The organism is Xenorhabdus indica (assembly GCF_014467235.1).
GTDB classification, from domain to species: Bacteria; Pseudomonadota; Gammaproteobacteria; order Enterobacterales; family Enterobacteriaceae; genus Xenorhabdus; species Xenorhabdus indica.
In genome coordinates this window covers 81983-102788 of sequence record NZ_NKHP01000003.1, presented here as the reverse complement: position 1 = coordinate 102788, position 20806 = coordinate 81983, and the positions used below count along the sequence as shown (strand labels likewise).

At 42.8% G+C, this 20806-nt stretch carries 16 protein-coding genes, 6 tRNA genes and 1 pseudogene; 6 read left to right on the top strand and 17 right to left on the bottom strand.

The window, feature by feature from the left end; all coding sequences use genetic code 11:
• Positions 1-8: 8 nt before the first annotated feature.
• From corC to miaB, 4 genes are all read right to left on the bottom strand, one after another.
• Positions 9-887 (bottom strand): CNNM family magnesium/cobalt transport protein CorC, encoded by an 879-nt coding sequence (gene corC, locus Xind_RS03475; protein WP_047683184.1) that lies wholly within the window; start codon positions 885-887, stop codon positions 9-11.
• 132 nt (positions 888-1019) lie between these two features.
• On the bottom strand, positions 1020-1487 hold the full coding sequence (gene ybeY / locus Xind_RS03470) for an rRNA maturation RNase YbeY (RefSeq protein ID WP_047683186.1): 468 nt from the start codon (positions 1485-1487) through the stop codon (positions 1020-1022).
• A complete protein-coding gene (locus Xind_RS03465; protein ID WP_246432459.1) occupies positions 1484-2461 on the bottom strand; it encodes a PhoH family protein in 978 nt (325 codons plus the stop codon). Before Xind_RS03465 ends, ybeY begins: the two co-directional genes overlap by 4 nt.
• A gap of 129 nt (positions 2462-2590) precedes the next feature.
• Positions 2591-4021, bottom strand: a complete 1431-nt coding sequence (gene miaB / locus Xind_RS03460) for a tRNA (N6-isopentenyl adenosine(37)-C2)-methylthiotransferase MiaB (RefSeq protein ID WP_187649490.1) — start codon at positions 4019-4021, stop codon at positions 2591-2593.
• Positions 4022-4237: 216 nt separating this feature from the next.
• On the opposite strand from miaB, the gene ubiF reads away from it, so the two are divergent.
• The gene (gene ubiF, locus Xind_RS03455; protein WP_047683205.1) at positions 4238-5425 is read left to right on the top strand and encodes a 3-demethoxyubiquinol 3-hydroxylase; all 1188 of its coding nucleotides are present in this window, start codon (positions 4238-4240) and stop codon (positions 5423-5425) included.
• Positions 5426-5733: 308 nt separating this feature from the next.
• On the opposite strand, the gene Xind_RS03450 is transcribed toward ubiF, so the two are convergent.
• The 9 genes and pseudogenes from Xind_RS03450 to nagB all read right to left on the bottom strand — a co-directional run bounded on the left by Xind_RS03450 (position 5734) and on the right by nagB (position 9893).
• A tRNA-Gln gene (locus tag Xind_RS03450) sits at positions 5734-5808 on the bottom strand.
• 14 nt (positions 5809-5822) lie between these two features.
• Positions 5823-5899: transfer RNA gene (locus tag Xind_RS03445), tRNA-Met, on the bottom strand.
• Between the two features lie 41 nt (positions 5900-5940).
• Positions 5941-6015: transfer RNA gene (locus Xind_RS03440), tRNA-Gln, on the bottom strand.
• A gap of 85 nt (positions 6016-6100) precedes the next feature.
• Positions 6101-6175 (bottom strand) — tRNA-Gln (locus Xind_RS03435).
• Between the two features lie 77 nt (positions 6176-6252).
• Positions 6253-6337: transfer RNA gene (locus Xind_RS03430), tRNA-Leu, on the bottom strand.
• 5 nt (positions 6338-6342) lie between these two features.
• Positions 6343-6419, bottom strand: a tRNA-Met gene (locus tag Xind_RS03425).
• A 154-nt stretch (positions 6420-6573) separates the two neighbouring features.
• Positions 6574-7797: a DNA-binding transcriptional regulator NagC gene (nagC, locus tag Xind_RS03420; RefSeq protein ID WP_047678729.1), complete on the bottom strand. Its 1224-nt coding sequence runs from the start codon at positions 7795-7797 to the stop codon at positions 6574-6576.
• Positions 7798-7905: 108 nt separating this feature from the next.
• A pseudogene (gene nagA, locus Xind_RS03415) lies at positions 7906-9057 on the bottom strand (N-acetylglucosamine-6-phosphate deacetylase); the annotation flags it as partial.
• A gap of 29 nt (positions 9058-9086) precedes the next feature.
• Positions 9087-9893, bottom strand: a complete 807-nt coding sequence (nagB, locus tag Xind_RS03410) for a glucosamine-6-phosphate deaminase (protein WP_187649489.1) — start codon at positions 9891-9893, stop codon at positions 9087-9089.
• Positions 9894-10226: 333 nt separating this feature from the next.
• Between nagB and nagE the strand changes: the two genes are divergently transcribed.
• The 5 genes from nagE (at position 10227) to Xind_RS03385 (ending at position 18152) form a co-directional block, all read left to right on the top strand.
• A complete protein-coding gene (nagE, locus tag Xind_RS03405) occupies positions 10227-12254 on the top strand; it encodes an N-acetylglucosamine-specific PTS transporter subunit IIBC (RefSeq protein ID WP_338114332.1) in 2028 nt (675 codons plus the stop codon).
• A 229-nt stretch (positions 12255-12483) separates the two neighbouring features.
• On the top strand, positions 12484-12906 hold the full coding sequence (locus tag Xind_RS03400; protein WP_047678734.1) for a glycosyltransferase: 423 nt from the start codon (positions 12484-12486) through the stop codon (positions 12904-12906).
• Between the two features lie 38 nt (positions 12907-12944).
• Positions 12945-13265: a DegT/DnrJ/EryC1/StrS family aminotransferase gene (locus Xind_RS03395; protein ID WP_072032479.1), complete on the top strand. Its 321-nt coding sequence runs from the start codon at positions 12945-12947 to the stop codon at positions 13263-13265.
• Between the two features lie 287 nt (positions 13266-13552).
• A complete protein-coding gene (gene glnS / locus Xind_RS03390; RefSeq protein WP_047678736.1) occupies positions 13553-15220 on the top strand; it encodes a glutamine--tRNA ligase in 1668 nt (555 codons plus the stop codon).
• 238 nt (positions 15221-15458) lie between these two features.
• The gene (locus Xind_RS03385; protein ID WP_047678738.1) at positions 15459-18152 is read left to right on the top strand and encodes a beta-N-acetylhexosaminidase; all 2694 of its coding nucleotides are present in this window, start codon (positions 15459-15461) and stop codon (positions 18150-18152) included.
• Between the two features lie 116 nt (positions 18153-18268).
• On the opposite strand, the gene fur is transcribed toward Xind_RS03385, so the two are convergent.
• From fur to Xind_RS03365, 4 genes are all read right to left on the bottom strand, one after another.
• Positions 18269-18718 carry a ferric iron uptake transcriptional regulator gene (gene fur, locus Xind_RS03380; RefSeq protein WP_038259894.1) on the bottom strand — a complete coding sequence of 150 codons (450 nt, stop codon included), beginning with the start codon at positions 18716-18718 and terminating at the stop codon, positions 18269-18271.
• Between the two features lie 204 nt (positions 18719-18922).
• A complete protein-coding gene (gene fldA, locus Xind_RS03375; protein ID WP_047678742.1) occupies positions 18923-19456 on the bottom strand; it encodes a flavodoxin FldA in 534 nt (177 codons plus the stop codon).
• A 177-nt stretch (positions 19457-19633) separates the two neighbouring features.
• The gene (gene ybfE, locus Xind_RS03370; RefSeq protein ID WP_047678744.1) at positions 19634-19924 is read right to left on the bottom strand and encodes a LexA regulated protein; all 291 of its coding nucleotides are present in this window, start codon (positions 19922-19924) and stop codon (positions 19634-19636) included.
• A gap of 267 nt (positions 19925-20191) precedes the next feature.
• On the bottom strand, positions 20192-20782 hold the full coding sequence (locus Xind_RS03365; RefSeq protein WP_047678746.1) for a TetR/AcrR family transcriptional regulator: 591 nt from the start codon (positions 20780-20782) through the stop codon (positions 20192-20194).
• Between the last annotated feature and the right edge of the window lie 24 nt (positions 20783-20806).

Here is a 20806-nt window from a genome sequence, read left to right as displayed (position 1 = left end):
AGATCCTATTAATCTTTATCAAGGCCAGGAACTTCAGCATCATTCGGTATTTTGACATGAACCTGAATGATTTTCCGGCTATCTGCCATTGCTACTTTGAAGTGATAGCCATTGATGTTGATGGATTCTCCACGGGAAGGCAGATGACCAAATGCCTGCATAACCAACCCACCAATGGTATCAACTTCTTCGTCGCTGAAATTAGTACTGAAAACATCGTTAAAGTCTTCGATTTGAGTCAATGCTCGCACTGAATAAGTATGGCGACTCAAGGCACGAATATCGTTATCTTCATCATCATCGTATTCGTCCTCAATTTCCCCCACAATCAATTCAAGTATATCTTCAATCGTGACAAGGCCGGAAACACCGCCGAATTCATCAATAACAATTGCCATATGATAGCGTTGAGAACGGAATTCTTTCAGCAGTCGGTCAACCCGTTTACTTTCTGGCACCACGACAGCCTGACGCAGCACTTTATCAATGCTGAAAGGCTCCGCATTCGTACGCATAAATGGCAAAAGATCTTTTGCCATCAAGATGCCTTCAATGTGATCTTTATCTTCACTGATCACAGGAAAGCGAGAGTGTGCCGAATCGATAATCACATCCAGACATTCGTCCAGAGATTGATTGCGTTTTAAGGTAACGATTTGTGAGCGCGGGATCATAATGTCACGCACGCGTTGGTCAGCAATATCCATTACCCCTTCGAGCATCTCTCGGGTATCAGGGTCAATCAGGTCGTTCTGCTCAGAATCACGGATCAGTTCAACCAAATCGTTACGGTTTTTCGGCTCACCGTGAAAAATCTGATTAAGAAGTGCAAAAAAGCCTTTCTTAGGACTAGGGTTATCGTTACTAGAAGGATGGTCGTCGCTCATGGCGTTTTAATTAAAATTCCTCATTAATTAAAGTTAGATACCTGTCGTCTTTCAGGTGGCAGCTTTATTGGCTGCATCCTGAAATCTATAGGCTACGGATCGTAATGTTTAACATAAAAATGTTCTTAGGGGTTATTCTTTTTCCGCAAGATAAGGATCAGGATAACCCATTTTTTTTAGGATTTCTGTTTCCAGAGATTCCATTTCTTCCGCTTCTTCATCTTCAATATGGTCATATCCAAGTAGATGGAGACAGCCGTGAACTACCATGTGTGCCCAGTGTTCTTCAACAGTTTTTTGTTGTTCTTTTGCCTCTTTCTCAACAACCTGACGGCATATAATCAAATCACCGAGTAAGGGCAGTTCCACTTCGGGCGGAGCTTCAAATGGGAAGGATAACACATTGGTTGGTTTGTCTTTCCCGCGATAAGTGAGGTTTAATTCGTGGCTTTCTGCCTCATCAACCACACGGATTGTCACTTCACTTTCAGCCTGAAATTGTGGTAAAACGCTTTCCAGCCAGCGTTGGAAAAGGACTTCCTCAGGAAGTCCTGTTGGGTTTTCACACGCGATTTGTAAATCTAATATAACTGAACTCATTGCGCTTCCTGTCTGCGTTTTTCGTTAAGCGCCTGTTTACGTTTTGGCTCTGTAGCTTCCCATGCTTCATAGGCGATAACCACTTTGGCAACTACAGGGTGGCGGACCACATCTTCGCTATGGAGGAAATTAAAGCTCAGCTCGTTAACTTCCGACAAGACTTCCATTGCATGGCTCAGACCCGATTTCTGGCCTCTTGGCAGGTCGATCTGGGTTACGTCACCAGTAATCACTGCCTTAGAGTTAAAGCCAATACGAGTCAGGAACATTTTCATCTGTTCAATGGTGGTGTTCTGACTTTCATCAAGAATAATAAAAGCATCATTGAGTGTTCGTCCACGCATATAAGCCAATGGAGCGACTTCAATAACATTTCTTTCGATCAGCTTCTCAACTTTTTCAAAACCCAGCATCTCAAACAGGGCATCGTAAAGTGGACGTAAGTAAGGATCAACTTTCTGGCTCAGATCACCCGGTAAGAATCCCAGTTTTTCTCCGGCTTCAACCGCAGGACGGGTAAGAAGTATCCGACGAATTTCTTGCCGCTCCAGTGCATCAACTGCTGCGGCAACGGCCAGATAGGTTTTACCTGTTCCTGCTGGCCCGATCCCAAATGTAATATCATGGTCAAGGATATTGGCAATATACTGTGCCTGATTAGGAGTGCGGGGTTTTACAACACCCCGTTTGGTTTTGATATTCACGGCATTGCCGTAGGCAGGTACGCTTTCTGCTGACTGTTCCAGTACGCGACTTTCTGTGATTGCGAGATGGATCTGTTCAGGTTCAAGATCCGGTATCACGCCACGTACAGGTGCGGTTTCGACATAAAGGTGGCGTAATATGCTTGTTACTGCACTGACACACAGTGGTTTGCCCACCAATTTGAAACGATTGTCGCGGCGGTTGATCTCGACTCCCAGACGACGTTCAAGTTGTTTCAGATTGTCATCAAGTGGGCCACACAGGCTCATTAGTCTCTGATTGTCTGCGGGTTCCAGAAAAATCTCTTGTGTTGCTACTTGTGGGTTTATCTGTGTCACTGATTATCTCTATATTAGGGCCTGTCAAGACTGGCCTATTTGTTAAAGTTGACCTATTTTTTAGGGCTGATAAATGCCAACGCCGATTTCGTCTTCCTTACGGGTACGGGCAATCACTGACGCAGGCGATTCATGGATACGTAAATCCATTTCATCTTCGGTACGGATCACCTTACCACGCAGGGAGTTGGCATAAACATCAACAATTTCGACATCAACAAATTTACCAATCATATCAGGTGTACCTTCGAAATTAACCACACGGTTGTTCTCAGTACGGCCAGAAAGCTCCATGATATTTTTGCGGGATGGGCCTTCAACCAAAATGCGCTGTGTGCTGCTAAGCATGGCGCGGCTATAGCTCATGGCTTGTTGGTTAATACGCTGCTGGAGCAGGTACAGGCGTTGTTTCTTCTCTTCTTCACTCACATCGTCTGGCAAATCAGCCGCAGGCGTTCCCGGACGTGCTGAATAAATGAAGCTGAAACTCATGTCGAAATTAACTTCGGCAATCAATTTCATCGTTTTTTCAAAGTCGTCTTGTGTTTCGCCTGGGAAACCGATGATAAAATCAGAACTGATGAGAATGTCAGGGCGTGCTTTACGCAGGCGGCGAATAATGCCTTTGTATTCCAGTGCGGTATGGGCGCGTTTCATCAGGGTCAGAATACGATCAGAGCCACTCTGGACGGGCAAATGCAGGAAGCTAACTAATTCCGGTGTATCTTCATAAACGGCGATAATATCGTCAGTAAATTCGATAGGATGGCTGGTGGTGAAGCGTATACGGTCGATACCATCAATAGCCGCAACCAGACGCAGTAATTCTGCAAATGTGCAGATATCCCCATCAAATGTTGCTCCACGGTAAGCGTTAACATTCTGGCCGAGCAAGTTAACTTCACGCACGCCTTGGGCCGCAAGTTGGGCAATTTCAAATAGGATATCATCGCAAGGACGACTGACTTCTTCCCCGCGGGTGTAAGGAACAACGCAGAATGTGCAGTACTTATTACAGCCTTCCATGATAGAAACGAATGCAGTCGGGCCTTCAGCTCGCGGCTCTGGCAAACGGTCGAACTTTTCGATTTCAGGGAAACTGATATCAACAACAGGGCTGCGGGTGCCTTTTACATGATTAATCATTTCCGGCAGACGGTGCAGGGTTTGTGGTCCGAAGATAATATCAACGCTAGGTGCACGCTGGCGGATGTAATCTCCTTCCTGAGAAGCGACGCAACCACCGACACCAATGATGACTTCAGGGTTTTTATCTTTCAGCCCTTTCCAGCGTCCGAGTTGGTGGAAGACTTTTTCTTGTGCTTTTTCACGAATAGAACATGTGTTCAGGAGTAAGATATCTGCTTCTTCGGCGACATCGGTTAACTGATAACCGTGAGTGGTTTCCAGCAGGTCGGCCATCTTGGATGAATCGTATTCGTTCATCTGACAGCCCCAGGTTTTGATATACAGTTTTTTTATCGTCGACATTTTGTGTATCCGGTGTTTTCAGTGAAATAATGCATCAACACTGAAAGCGTAGTGTATTGAATCTGCGTATTGAATACAGTGTATTTAGCATCATAATGTTGCTGGCTATTGTAGTCATTTGAGACACCAGTGACCAGACTGTAACACCGGATATTCGCAGCCGGAAAGGGAAAATTCCGGTACACTTTTAATCAAGAGGTTAATAATGTGATGAATATGAATAATCCACAACAAAAATTCGATATTGTTGTCGTTGGTGCAGGCATGATTGGTGCAGCAACGGCTTTGGGGTTGGCACAAGAAGGCTGGCGGGTCGCATTATTGGAACACCAGACACCACAACCTTATCATGCAGCTCATGAACCGGATGTTCGTGTCTCTTCGGTTAGCTGTGCTTCTGTGGATTTATTGAAACAGCTAGGGGCATGGAAAAATGTCTTACAGATGCGTAGTGCACCTTATCGGACTCTGGAAACCTGGGAACAGAATGATTCCAACGTGATTTTCGATGCAGAAAGTCTTGGTTTACCGGAATTAGGGTACATGGTAGAAAACCGTGTTTTGCAGTTGGCATTGTGGCAGGAATTTGAACAGCATCCCAATCTCTCGCTTTTCTGTCCAGCTACATTGAAATCGATGTATCGGCAACGTGATCATAAAACATGGCGGGTTGAATTGGCTAATGGTACGGAATTAAACACACGTTTAATTATTGGCGCCGATGGTGCCCGCTCGCAGGTTCGGCAATTGGCTGGTATCGGTAGTAGGGGATGGCAATATCGTCAGTCGTGTATGCTGATTACAGTCAAAACTGAACAGCCTCAGCAAGATATAACATGGCAGCAATTTTTTCCTTCCGGCCCTAGAGCCTTCCTGCCATTGTTTGAACAATGGGCTTCATTAGTGTGGTATGACTCTCCCGCTCGTATTCGCCAGTTACAAGCGATGTCAATGACACAACTTGAACGGGAAATATTTCAGGCATTTCCAGCCCGTTTAGGCAAAGTAACACCGGTTGTCACAGGGTCGTTTCCTTTGATGCGCCATCATGCCAACGATTATGTACGTGAAGGTTTGGTTTTACTGGGAGATGCCGCTCATACTATTAACCCATTGGCGGGGCAGGGGGTTAATTTGGGCTATCGGGATGTTGATACTTTGCTTAATGTATTGATCAATGCTAAGGACTTGCATGAAAAGTGGGAGTCTTTGGCAGTTCTGAAACGCTATCAATGTCGCAGAATGCCGGATAATTTGGTCATGCAGGCAGGAATGGATCTCTTTCATACGGTATTCAGCCATAATTTGCCGGGCTTGAAAACCATGCGTAATCTGGCATTGATGGCAGCACAACGTTCAGGTGTGATGAAAAAACTGGCGCTAAAATATGCGTTGGGCGTGTGATTGTTGTTTCTTTATCGAATATGTTTGGATAGGAGCATTTTTTTGCAAATGCTCCGTTAGCCCAAATTGACTTCCATGTAATTTTTCCCAAAACGCTTTCAGTGATGCAACGGATATTATTTTCATAATCTTCGTGGTAGTCCCGAAATGGGACTTCGGCAAGTATTTATTGCTTACTCTAATGACCTGCCATTTTTAATAACGTGTATTAAGTGCTGTTTGATGAAGATATAGGGGAGATTTAGTGGCAGAAAAACAAAAAAACCACCTATCGGTGGTTGTCAATTCAGTTAACACTTTGAAAAATCTGGCTGGGGTACCAGGATTCGAACCTGGGAATGCCGGAATCAGAATCCGGTGCCTTACCGCTTGGCGATACCCCAACTGAATTTTTAAATGGTGGCTACGACGGGAATCGAACCTGTGACCCCAGCATTATGAGTGCTGTGCTCTAACCAGCTGAGCTACGTAGCCATTTACGTTAACAGTAAATTTTATGAAAACATTCAGGAATATGGCTGGGGTACCTGGATTCGAACCAGGGCATGCCAGGATCAAAACCTGGTGCCTTACCGCTTGGCGATACCCCACCTGACTATTCTCATTAAAATCTTGTTGTTACCAGTTCGTTATTTTTGGTGCTTTACGTTTTAGTTATGGTTGTTTTCAGCATTATGGCTGGGGTACCTGGATTCGAACCAGGGTATGCCAGGATCAAAACCTGGTGCCTTACCGCTTGGCGATACCCCACCTGAAAATAACACACTAAAACTTAAACCCGAAACGAAACCAGTTCAACCCGATTTAAGTATAACCGACGAAGAAAATGGTGCGGGAGGCGAGACTTGAACTCGCACACCTTGCGGCGCCAGAACCTAAATCTGGTGCGTCTACCAATTTCGCCACTCCCGCAAAGATGGTGGCTACGACGGGAATCGAACCTGTGACCCCAGCATTATGAGTGCTGTGCTCTAACCAGCTGAGCTACGTAGCCATCTTTTTTCGCTTTGCCTTCATCGGCGGTGCGGGGCGCATTATGCGTATATCAGACAGATGCGTCAACTGCTTTTTTAAAAAAATATGCGTAATATCGCTTGTTTGTTTGGCTTGTAATCATATTGATGATAAAACCAACGATGTTGGTGAAATTATCCTCCAAGAAGATGTTGCAACAGTACACCATTGAGCATCGCTCGCTTTGTTAAGGCAAATGCACCAATTGCGGAACAGTGATTTAGTTCAGAAACAACGACGGGGAGATCTTCACGGAAGGCTTTTAACGACTGTGTGTTGATGCAGCTTTGAATAGCTGTAAGCAGAACTTGCTCAGCTTCCGTAATATCACCAGCAATAACTATTTTCTGGGGATTAAATAAATTAATGGCGATGGCAATAGCTTTACCAAGATTGTGCCCTACTTGCCTGATAACTTCGACTGCCAGAGGATCTCCCTGATTAGCTGCGAGGCATATGTCACGAATAGTGCAGCTATTTAAGGTTAATTTGCTTGGAAATCCTTGCCGTAATTGATGCTGTACTTTAGCCTCTATTGCTGAGTTAGATACAATAGTTTCCAGACAGCCAAAATTTCCGCAATGGCAACGTTCACCCAGTGGTTCGATTTGGATGTGACCTATTTCTCCCAGATTGCCACGTTTATTGAGCAAAATATTATTATTGATGATAACTCCTGCTCCTGTACCACGGTGAACGCGTACCAGAAGTGAGTCTTCACAATGGCGGGTGGCCCCGAAATAGTGCTCTGCCAACGCAAGGCTGCGAATGTCATGCCCGGTAAAGCAGGAGATATTGAAATGTTTCCGTAGGTTTTGCACCAATGGCCAATTGTCTACTTTTATGTGTGGCATGTAACGAACGATGCCGTTATCGGGATCCACCAAGCCGGGAAGAATGATTGAAATTGCGATCAATTCACGGATCCGCCGCTGATTTTTGGCAATGAAATTCTCAATGGCGCAGATAATCCGTTTTTCGATTTCCTGTTGTGTACTCTCCTGTACGGAGTAGTGCTCTTCGGCTAATTGTTTGGCACTCATATCAAATAATGCAATTGTCGCATCATGGCGTCCGAGCCGTATGCCAATAGTATGAAAGCGGCTGGTTTCTGTAACGATAGAAATAGCCCGACGCCCGCCAGTAGAAGCTTGCTGGTCAATTTCTTTTATCAGGCCGCGTTCTAATAACTGACGAGTGATTTTGGTGACACTGGCGGGCGCAAGCTGGCTTTCTTCTGCAATTTGAATACGGGATATCGGGCCATGTTGGTCTATCAAACGATAGACCACCGCACTATTGAGCTGTTTAACCAGGTCAATATTACCGATTTGCTTCTGTGCATTATGGTTACTCATCAGACTCTATGCTCACGATAGTTCAACTTCGTTTCCGATGTTTCCATTATCAATATCTTTGTTGGCTATGTTTTTGTTCGCTGTTTTTTCGTTAACCACGTTTTCGTGGACTATGTTTCCGTTAACTATGGTCTTGCAGATTTTGAAATTATGTGTGAATGCGGTCAGGTTTGCGACTTTGCCGACTTCAATCGTACCGAGGTGTTTATCAACACCGATGGCTTTGGCTGGATAAAGAGTTGCCATCCGCAATGTTTCATCCAAAGCGATACCGACATGTTCAACACTATTCTTGACGCTCTCTATCATTGTGACTGAGGAGCCGCTTAGTGTGCCATGTGCATCGACACATAATCCATCACGATAATATATTGTTTTATTAGCAAAAGTGAATTGCTCCAGGGTATTTGTCGCTGAATCAAGACCGGCAGGGACGATAGCATCTGTCACAAGAACTAATTTTTCATTTTTCAATCTTTTGGCGCTACGGATATTTGGCCATGATACATGCATACCATCACAAATAATGCCGGCATAGACTTCAGATGTATCATAAATAGCGCTGATTAGCCCAGGTTGGCGGCCGGAAATGGCAGGCATGGCATTATATAAGTGGGTAGAAAAAGTAATGCCATTACGGAACCCTCGCCGGGCCTCTTCATAAGTTGCATTGGAGTGACCAGCAGAAACAATAATACCCGCTTCAGTTAATTGGTGAATGCACTGCTCTTCGACCATCTCAGGAGCAAGGGTAATCTTGGTGATCACATCTGCATTAATACACAAATAATTGACCATCTCAGATGTTGGTTTGCGTATGTAGGCTGGATTGTGAGTCCCTTTTTTTATCGGATTGATGTAAGGCCCTTCCAGATGTAATCCAAGTGCCTGATTAGGATTGTTGACTAAGTAGATACGCATCACTTCAATGGCTTTAATCATCAGTTCATCAGGGCTGGTGATAAGTGTAGGCAGAAAACTGGTACAACCATGACGCTGATTAGTTTCCTGCATAATACGCAGCGTCTCTTCCGTAATGTATTCCAGCCGTTCATTATATTGAACCCCCCCACAGCCATTGACTTGCAGATCAATAAATCCGGGAGAGAGATTTACACCGTGTAAATCGTGTTTTTCAATATGTTCCGGTAATTCATTTTCTGGACAGACTTGCTTAATCAAACCATCTGCAATGATGACAGCATGTCCGTCCAGTCTTTCGTGTCCGGTATAGATAATACAGTTAGTTAAAGCGTACATTCTGGTCTCCTAATCGCCTGAATTAAGTACTAACTGGCGAACTCATTAAGAATTTCCGCCTCTAGCTGGTAAAAATATTTCACTGTTTTTACTCTTAACTCCATCGTTGCAGGTTCATCACAGACGATGATCGCTTTTGGGTGTATCTGCAAACAACTTACTGTCCACATATGGTTAACGTTGCCTTCAATTGCAGCTTGCAGGGCCAAGGCTTTTTGGGCCCCTGTCGCCAAAATCAAGATCTCTTCGGCATCCATTAATGTACCTACACCAATGGTTAAAGCATATTGGGGAACTAAGTCCACATTATTATCGAAAAAACGCGAGTTAGCTGTTCGCGTTTCCAGCGTTAACGTTTTAATCCGGGTACGTGAAGAAAGGGAGGACGCCGGTTCGTTAAAGGCGATATGACCGTCATTACCTACACCGCCCATAAACAGATGGATTTTTCCATACGACTTGATCTTATTTTCATAACGTAAACATTCAGCATCAACATCTTTCGCATTACCATTGAGTAAGTTTATGTTTTCTTTTGGGATATCGATGTGATTAAAGAAATTCTGATGCATGAAAGTGTGGTAACTCTGGGGATGATTTGCAGGAATACCGACATATTCATCCATATTGAAAGTGACGACATGCTTGAAACTGACTTTTCCTGCCTGATATAGCGCGATGAGTTCTTTATAAGTCGCCAGTGGTGTACTGCCAGTGGGCAGGCCGAGTACAAAAGGATGCTCTGTTGTTGGATGAAATTCGTTGATTTTACTAGCAATGTAGTGTGCAGACCATCGACCTACATCACTTGTATTTGTTAGGGGGATCAGCCTCATGATGACCTCTTTAAGCATTATTCATGGTTAAAAATGGAACCATACAAACCGTTGTCGAGGAAAGCCGTCTATCATACCTGTTCTTTGTAATGGTTCTACTTGTCGAAAGTTGAAATGTTATTTTTTATAGTAAAATAAGTTTTTGATTAAGGCCATATTTTGATTAAAAAAATATCAATTGTGGTGATTTTTATCACATATCAGAAGGATTTAATTTGTGATAAAAAATAATTTTTTTAGAATAAAAATATTTTAATAAGAAACACATAAGTGATGTCATTACATCATTCATTAAATAAAAGACTCCATTAATGGAGCTTTAAGGGGGCGTGAGTGAACATTCTAAGTTACTTACAACGGATTGGCCGGGCATTGATGGTGCCCGTGGCAACATTGCCCGCAGCGGCAATACTAGTTGGCGTTGGATATTGGATCGATCCAACGGGTTGGGGGGCCGATAACCCTCTGGCAGCGCTGCTTATTTCATCAGGAAATGCCATTCTCGAAAATATGGCAATATTATTTGCGATTGGGATTGCTTATGGTATGTCGAAAGATAAGGATGGTGCTGCCGCATTGACCGGATTAGTCGGATTTATGGTTGTCCTTAAACTATGCTCTCCTGCAGTCATCGCAATGATTAAAAATATTCCGATTGCTGAAGTGCCAGTCGCATTCAGTAAGATCAATAACCAGTTTGTTGGCATCTTAGTGGGCGTTATTTCAGCCGAACTTTATAACCGTTACAGCCATATTGAATTGCCTCAGGCATTATCATTTTTCAGTGGCCGTCGTTTAGTGCCTATATTGAATTCCTTCTTGATGGTCCTGCTCTCTTTTATCTTGATGTTTATCTGGCCTGTGATTTATAGCTGGCTGGTGGCATTTGGTGAAAGTATTACTAATCTTGGCTCAACGGGGGCAGGGCTTTATGCCTTCTTTAACCGTTTGTTAATACCGATAGGTTTACATCATGCCTTGAATTCAGTTTTTTGGTTTGATGTTGCGGGGATCAATGACATCCCTAACTTCTTGGCAGGAGCAAAATCTATTGCTGAAGGGACAGCCATTCCCGGTATTACCGGGCGTTATCAGGCAGGTTTCTTCCCCATTATGATGTTTGGTCTGCCGGGAGCGGCATTAGCGATTTACCACTGCGCGCGTCCTGAAAACAGAGCAATGGTTGGCGGTATTATGATGGCAGGCGCATTTGCTGCATTCTTTACTGGGGTAACGGAGCCACTTGAATTCTCTTTCATGTTTGTTGCACCTGTACTTTATGTCCTGCATGCCATTATGACGGGGATTTCAGTCTATATTGCGGCGACTATGCACTGGATTGCTGGTTTTGGTTTCACTGCTGGCTTTATTGACCTTCTGCTCTCTTCACGCAATCCGTTGGCCGTTCACTGGTACATGCTTATTCCACAAGGTTTGGTCTTCTTCTGTCTCTACTATGTGATATTTCGTTTCACGATCAAAAAGTTCAACCTGTTGACACTGGGGCGTGAATTGTTCTCCACCGGACAAACGGATGGTTATGATATCGATATGGCTGCAAAAACCATTGGCCCAGGTAATATTGAGGAAGAAGCGTATAAATATATTGCAGCAGTAGGCGGTTCAGGCAATTTAACGGGTATTGACTCCTGTATTACCCGTTTACGCTTATCAGTAAAAGACTCAGGTTTGATTAATGAACAAGCAGTCAAGCGGCTTGGTGCTTCCGGGATTATCCGTCTGAACAAAGAGAGTGTTCAGATTATTATTGGAACCCGCGCAGAATTGGTCGCCAATGCCATGAAGAAAGTTATCACCAAAGGACCTATTGCGGCTGAAACAGAACACCAGGCTTCAAAGCCTGATATTCAGGTAAAAAAAGATCGTAAGTCGCAAGAAAAAGTCATTTTAACCTTAATGGCTCCTGTAACAGGTGAATTGGTTAAATTAGAGGATGTCCCGGATGAAGCTTTTTCCAGCAAATTAGTGGGTGATGGGATTGCTATTAAACCGACCTCTGATACTGTTTTTTCACCGATTTCAGGTACGGTAGTGAAAGTGTTCGATACTAATCATGCATTGTGTATTGAGGCAGATGACGGTGTTGAAGTGATTATCCACATGGGCATTGATACCGTTTCTTTACAAGGTAAGGGGTTTGAGCGTTTGGTTGAAGAAGGTGTAAAAGTGACAGTAGGGGAGCCATTATTGAAATTGGATCTTGAATACCTGAACACTCATGCTAAGTCAATGATAAGTCCGATTGTTATCAGTAATATTGATGACTATGCGGGTATCAGTATCATGGCTGAACGTCATGTTATTGCTAAAGAATCAAATTTATTTCAGGTAATGAAATAGATTAATTTATTTCTCCTTCCAGGCTAACGGTGATCGTTTCGACGATCACCGAATGATATAAAAATACTTCATTTGAATAGTTCTAATAATAAAGAACAATAAAAACTAAATCATTTTATATATTTATCTAATTTATCATTGATGTTATTGGATTTTTATCAGTTAAGAGTGTAAGCAGAGCGCTTAATAAGAGAAGGTTATAATTTTTATTTTTGGATTAGGAGGGGAAATGTCAGGGTGTTTTTCTGAAGATAAAATGAAACAATATTTGAAGTATTGGGATGATAGGGGTTATATCATTATTGAATCTGCGGTGAGCAGGCAACAAGTACGGGAAACAATATCGGATAAAAACAATTTTCATGATAGTGATATAGCAAAAATAAAACAGAATTATTGTGATGTTATGGTCATTTCTAATTGTGGAAACTATGGGAAAGGATACAGCATTCGGCGAGGTGTTGATTTGGCAAATGGAAAATATATCTGTTATACCAATATTGACTTCCCAATAAAAGAATCTGATTTTTTTAATGCCTATAATCAGATTAAATATAATAATATTGATTTAGTGATAGGGGAGCGTTTTTTAAACAATAAATCAAAGGCTAATTTTTACCGAAAAATAACCAGTAAAATTTTTCTAAAATAAAAGCGCTTATTACAGAGAAGACGAAAGCTATTATCGTTGTGCATCTTTATGATGTTGTTTGCGATATGGATCCTATACTCGCTATTACCCGTAAATATAATCTCAAAGTAATAGAAGACAGCGCCCAATGTTTGGGAGGTCAATATAAAGGTAAACCTGTCGGTACAATTGGTGATGTCAGTACATTTAGTTTCTGTCAGTCAAAACATTTTACCCAAAAGAGTAGACATCGCCTGAATCAGTCAATTATCGTGATGTTGTGTGTGAGACGGTTCGCTCTTTATTACCCCGAACAATCAGCCTGTATTTGCATCCTGGTTGGAGCGAAGAGCATATTATTTATTGTGCGGATCAGTTAATTGTGGTGCTGGAAAATCATCGCATTTGCTGATCTTACTTGGTGCTATTATTGAACGCCCCATGAGAAAAACGACAAGCCATTTTTTTATAATGGCTTGTCAGTATCCTTCACAGTTTTTAACGGAAAGTTAACGATATTGTACATAATTCATTGTACATAAATCGCTTTTTAGTACTAACTTTGCCCTTTTCGTCCATTTTCCATTAACTAAGTGTTGTTTCTCGGTTCAGCTTAATAGATTATAAAGGGTTTATTGAAACGCTTTTTGCATTGAGGAATAAAACGATGAGTGAGGCAGATGCTCGCCCGACAAACTTTATTCGTCAGATAATTGACGAAGATTTAGCAACTGGTAAACATACATCCGTACATACCCGTTTCCCACCTGAACCTAATGGCTATCTGCATATTGGACATGCGAAGTCGATCTGCCTGAATTTTGGCATCGCACAAGATTACCAGGGGCAATGCAACCTGCGTTTTGACGATACTAACCCGGTTAAAGAAGATATTGAGTACGTTGAATCGATTAAAAATGACGTCCAGTGGCTAGGATTTCAGTGGAGTGGTGATATTCGCTACTCTTCTAACTATTTCGATAATCTGTATGAATATGCGCTTGAATTGATCAATAAAGGTTTGGCGTATGTCGATGAGTTAAACCCAGATGAGATCCGCGAATATCGTGGTACGTTAAAAGAGCCGGGTAAAAATAGCCCGTACCGCGATCGCAGTGTGGAAGAGAACCTTGCCCTGTTCGAAAAAATGCGTGCTGGTGAATTTGCTGAAGGTAAAGCTTGTCTGCGGGCAAAAATTGACATGGCTTCTCCATTCATTGTCATGCGCGATCCGGTTCTGTATCGCATTAAATTTGCAGAACATCACCAATCTGGTAATAAATGGTGCATTTATCCGATGTACGATTTCACCCATTGTATTTCTGATGCCCTGGAAAGGATCACTCACTCTATATGTACGTTAGAGTTTCAGGATAACCGTCGTTTGTATGACTGGGTATTGGATAACATCACCATTGATTGCCATCCACGTCAGTATGAGTTTTCTCGTCTCAATCTGGAATACACGGTGATGTCCAAGCGTAAACTGAACCAGCTGGTGACAGAAAACGTTGTTGATGGTTGGGATGACCCACGTATGCCAACGATTTCCGGCTTGCGTCGTCGTGGCTATACTTCTGCTGCGATCCGTGAATTCTGCCGTCGTATCGGGGTGACTAAACAGGATAACAACGTTGAAATGGCCGCGTTGGAATCTTGTATCCGTGATGATTTGAATGAAAACGCGCCGCGTGCTATGGCAGTTCTTGATCCGGTAAAACTGGTGATTGAGAATATGCCGGAAGGTGAAGTCATTCTGACAATGCCTAACCATCCAAATAAACCAGAAATGGGTAGTCGTGAAGTGCCTTTCAGCCGTGAAATTTATATTGATCGCGCAGACTTCCGTGAAGAAGCAAACCGTCAGTATAAGCGTTTGGTTCTCGGTAAAGAAGTTCGTCTGCGTAACGCTTATGTGATTAAAGCTGAACGTGTCGAAAAAGATGAAAAAGGTAATATCACTACTATTTATTGTCACTATGATGAGCAGACGCTGAATAAAGATCCGGCTGACGGTCGCAAAGTGAAGGGGGTTATTCACTGGGTCAGTGCCGCACATGCTGCCCCTGCGGAATTCTATCTGTATGACCGTCTGTTCAGTGTACCGAACCCAGGGGCAGAAGAGGATTTCCTGTCTACGATTAATTCAGAGTCATTAGTGGTACGTAAAGGTTTTGTTGAACCGGGGCTGGCAAAAGCACAGTCGGAAAAAACGTATCAGTTCGAGCGTGAAGGGTATTTCTGTGCTGACAGCAAACTCTCAAGTCCTGAACGTTTAGTATTTAACCGTACTGTAGGCTTGCGTGATACTTGGGCGAAAATCTCTAAAGAATAATGTAAGTTGAATACACGAAAAAAGCGTGATTATTATCGCGCTTTTTTTATGCTTAAAAGTCTCGTAATGAAAATTAACTCCTCCTGCCAAGATTAAAAATTGCCTTATAGTCACATTTTGTATAGGGTTATTTCGCATTGATGCTATGTTGCGCAAAACCGTTGTACAAAACCGTTTTGTGATATCAAAAACAGTCTTCTGTTCTGGGCCAAAATAAAAAACTCGGACGAGGTCATTAATGAAAAGCATTAAATTACACACTTTAGCAGCAATTATCATGGCGGCTGGGTTCACGGCAGGTACTTATGCGGAAAATATTCATGCGGAAATGTCATCACAGCAGATAGTGGATTCACTTAGTCAGTTAAGCGTGAATTTTAGCATCGTAGACAACCAGGCCGGATCACATGGGACTGATTGTGCCATCTTAGGTGCAAATGGGGCCGCTTGTAATCGGGTTAATATCACACTGACCAATGGCGATCAGGTAATTGATTCTGCCGATTGGGCACTCTATTTTCATAGCATTCGCCAAATTCTGAACGTTGATCATGAGCAATACAAAATCACGCATATCACAGGTGATTTGCATAAATTAGAACCGACAGAAAAGTTCAGTGGGATCAAGGCCAAAGAGAAGATCTCACTGCCTATTATTGGTGAATACTGGCAGATTTACAGTACAGATTTTATGCCACGCTGGTATGCCACTTCCGGTGATGCGATTCCCAAGGTACTGACTAATACTGATACTGAGGATCTGAGTGCATTTTTATCTGATTTTAAAGGGGAGCAGTGGAAACGAACGACGACAGATAACAATATCCTGATGACACCTGAAAGCCGTTTTGAGAAAAACAGCCAGATGTCATTAATGGATGAGGTTAAATTGCGTGGGCAAATTATCCCAACGCCCAGAAAATTGTCCATTCATTCACAGGATGTCAATTTGTCTCATGGAGTGAGATTGGAACTGGGAGGGTTGAGTAACGCTTCAATTCGGGTTATCCGAGAGCGTTTTGCTGATTATAACATTAAGTTAACCGATAGCGGTTATCGGGTTGCGACTCAGATTAATGCTGACAAATTTACCGGTGATTGGCGGGTTAAAGGGGCTTATTCCCTGAATATCACGACTAAGGGAGCGCAAATTGTTGCTTTTGATGAATCCGGTGTATTTTATGGACTGCAATCACTGTTTTCTCTTCTTCCGGCCAATGGTGTACCGAAAATAGCCACATTAACAGCAAAAGATGCACCCAGATTTGAATATCGGGGGATTTTTCTCGATGTCGGACGGAATTTCCATAGTAAAGAAGCGGTCTTGCGTCTGCTCGATCAAATGGCGGCTTATAAACTGAATAAATTCCATTTCCATTTGAGTGATGATGAAGGCTGGCGTCTGGAAATTCCCGGTTTACCGGAATTAACAGAAATTGGCAGCAAACGTTGTCATGATTTAACTGAGACACAATGTTTGCTACCGCAATTAGGCTCAGGGCCAGCAAGTAATAATATGGGAAGTGGCTATTTTAGCCGTCAGGATTACATTGATATCTTGAAATATGCTAAGGCTCGTCAGATAGAGGTGATCCCAGAAATTGATATTCCGGCCCATGCCCGTGCAGCGGTAATGTCTATGGAAGCCCGTTATAAAAAGTTGGTGGCAGAAGGAAAGCTACAGGAAGCCAATGAGTACCGTTTGCTCGATCCGACGGATACCTCAAATACGACATCTGTACAGTTTTACGATCGCCATAGCTATCTGAACCCGTGTATGGATTCTTCCAAACGTTTTGTTGACAAAGTCATCAGTGAAATTGTTGCCATGCACAAAGAAGCCGGGACATCACTGAAAACATGGCACTTTGGCGGTGATGAAGCGAAAAATATTCGTTTAGGGGCGGGTTATCAGGATAAAGATGGCCCAATTGAACCGGGTAAAGGGATCATAAATAAAAAAATCGAAGACAAACCATGGGCAAAATCTCAGGCTTGTCAAAAAATGATTGCGAAGGGTACTATCAAAGATGTTGATGAGCTGGCCAGTTACTTTGCGATTGAAGTGAGTAAGATTGTCAATGCTCATGGTATTGAGGCGATGCAGTCATGGCAGGATGGTCTGAAACATGCAAAATCGGCGAAAGACTTTGCTACTCAGTATGTTACGGTAAACTTTTGGGATACGCTCTATTGGGGAGGTTATGATTCCGTTAATGACTGGGCAAACAAAGATTATCGTGTCGTTGTTTCCAGTCCTGATTATGTTTACCTGGATATGCCGTATGAAGTCAATCCGAAAGAGCGGGGCTATTATTGGGCATCCCGTTTTAATGATGAAGCCAAAATCTTCAGTTTTGCACCAAATAATATGCCACAAAATGCCGAAACTTCGATGGATATCAATGGTAATTACTTCAATACCACCAGTAATAAACGTTGGCCGGGGGCGTATGGAATGTCAGGGCTATTATGGAGTGAAACGGTACGTACTGATCAGCAAATGGAATATATGATTTATCCGCGTTTGCTGCCGCTGGCGGAACGTGCATGGCATCAAGCTGAATGGGAACAGAATTACCAACAGGGCAGGGAATATAAAGGCGGAATCACACGGTATATTGAAACCGATAAACTCAATAATGATTGGCGTCGTTTTGCCAATTTAATGGGGCAACGTGAGATGGCAAAACTGGATAAGGCGCATGTTGCATATCGATTACCAATACCGGGAGCAAGAATTGTGTCAGGGACATTGGAAGCAAACATTGCCTTGCCGGGGCTGGCAATTCAGTACTCGTTGAATGATGGTAAAACTTGGGAAATTTATGATGACAGACAAAGACCGCACGTTGAAGGTAATGTGAAAGTCCGTTCTGTTAGCACTGATGGTAAGCGTTTTAGTCGAATTGAAGACGTATATCAAAAATAATCGCCTGTAAAAAAAGCAACCTGCCGATTAGCTTAGGCTAATCGGCAGCAGCTTCTTTTGACAAGAGCAGATATTGGAAGTGAGTAGTATGTATCACTTCTTACCGTGCCTTCTTATCATGCTTTCTCATCATGTAACGTACTATCTTTGCGGCAATCACCTGTAGTACAGTGACCATACAGATAGAGACTATGATTTGACAACTTGATTCCATGACGTGCAGCAATATCTTTCTGACGTTCTTCAATGGACTCATCGCTGAACTCAATCACTTTACCACAGTCGAGGCAAATAAGATGGTCATGGTGATGTTGCTGAGTGAGTTCAAAAACCGATTTACCGCCTTCAAAATTATGGCGAGTGACAATGCCGGCATCATCGAACTGGTTCAACACGCGATAGACAGTGGCGAGGCCAATCTCTTCACCGATATCAATCAGTTTTTTATAGAGATCTTCCGCACTGACATGATGGCATTCTGGGTCCTGTAGCACTTCCAGAATTTTCAGGCGAGGAAGTGTTACTTTAAGTCCAGCATTTTTCAATGCTTTATTGTTGTCGGTCATGCGGATTCAGTCCTGTAACTTGAGTTTAGTGAACTTGTGATACTTGGGGTATCGTGAGAGAATCATGATTTAGTTTCACGCTGTAGATTATAGGCATGGATATTGAAAATGAAAACCATGCCCACCTCGCTATCATGACACATAATTCAAGAATTATCCCGCGCAAAAGGTAATTGTTTCCTTATATACACACGCGGATATCTTTTATGCGCCGAGGATCTCTGACAGGCTCATTTCAGTCTTAATCTGCTGTACCCAAGCATCAACACGCTCTTCGGTCAATTCTGGTTGGCGATCTTCATCAATAGCAAGACCAATGAAGTGATTATCGTCAGCCATACCTTTAGAGACTTCAAAATGATACCCTTCAGTTGGCCAGTGACCAACAATAATTGCACCACGAGGTTCAATAATATCGCGGATGGTGCCCATAGCATCACAGAAATATTCTGCATAATCTTCCTGATCACCACAACCAAACAGGGCAACTAACTTCCCTTCAAAATTGATCTCTTCCAGAGTTGGGAAGAAATCATCCCAGTCACATTGAGCTTCGCCGTAATACCAGGTTGGAATGCCTAGCAGCAGGATATCGAAGGCTTCAAGATCTTCCTTGCTGCTTTTGGCAATATCGTGAACTTCCGCAACATCAGCACCGCCCAGTTTTTCTTGGATCATTTTGGCAATGTTCTCTGTGTTGCCAGTGTCGCTGCCGAAGAATATACCTATTATTGCCATAAAGTAGATTAACCTCTTGTTCTATTAGTAGTGTATGAAATCTATACACGTCACGCTGAAATCAGCAGGAAAAATAGCAGTTTTATTAAAATGAAAAACGTTATTTTGACCAAACATCAGTGACAAGTCTGTCAGATTTGTGTGGTGACGCCGCTTCATTCTGTTGAATTAAAGCCGTTAATTGGTAAGGCGATTCTCTGTTGCCAGTTGAGCCAGCAACATCTGTTCAATCAATTCACTGCGGCTGATATTGCGCTGTTTTGCCAGATGGTTGAGAGCGCCAACAGCATCTTCATTGAGTTTTAGTTCCACCCGACGCAGTCCTTTGACTTTATCCCGGCGCAACTGGTTGCGTTTATTGATCCTAAGCTGTTCATCTCTGGACAGCGGATTTGTTTTAGGTCGCCCTGGCCTGCGTTCATCTGCGAACAAATCCAGTGTGGTGCGATCAGTTTGTTCTTTTGCCATAAATTCGATTGATAAAGGGCGTGTACCAATAATATAGCGGGCAATGATACCTTAGCTGGACGCGTGTCGCTACTGGTTGATGGGAGAGATTGTTGGTTGATTAGAGGGATTGTCGGGTTCAGCTAAAATTCAGACATAATAATGTCGGGAAAGTGGTGTATAGCGTGATGTATAACAAGTACGGTGTGAAAAAGAAATAAAATGGAGAAAAAGAGTCGCATTGGTCTGATTAAGGCAAATGCCTTAATCAGAAAGCGGTTGTAAGAGTTATGGAGTAAAGGCTTTTCGTATTAAATAAATAAGAGCATCAAGGCCTTCACGCCATTTAAAATCAGATCCCATGATTTGCCTTCCGATAGCACCGTCAACGGCGATCATCAACCAGGAAGCAGTCTGTTCAGCATTAAGTTTTTTATCAATTTCCCCATTCTCAATGCCTTTATTGAGTAGTCGCGTAAAACGCTCCCGGACTTTTTTCTCATTCTCGATAAATATCTTATTAATAGCAGGATTCCGGCTGGCCTCAGCGATAATCTCAATACTAAGGCGTGCATAGCCGGGTTCGTTATAGAGTTGTATCAGCTTTTCCAACAATTTTTCTATTGTGGCAACCACTGAATTTTCATCATGACAGGCAGCTAAAATTTCGTCATAGTCGTGACTGTCTTCTTCTGCAATCGCTTCAATAATGGCACTCTTGGTTGGATAGTAATGAAACAGGTTGCCGGGACTCATACCTGCTGCTTTGCAGATTTCTGCTGTTGATGTTGCATGAAATCCCTTCTCGATAAAACAGGAGATAGCCGCATCAATAATATGTTTACGTTTGGCTCGCTGTTTTTCGGTCTGTTTTTTCACCTTATATTCCTCCAAAGGCTAGAT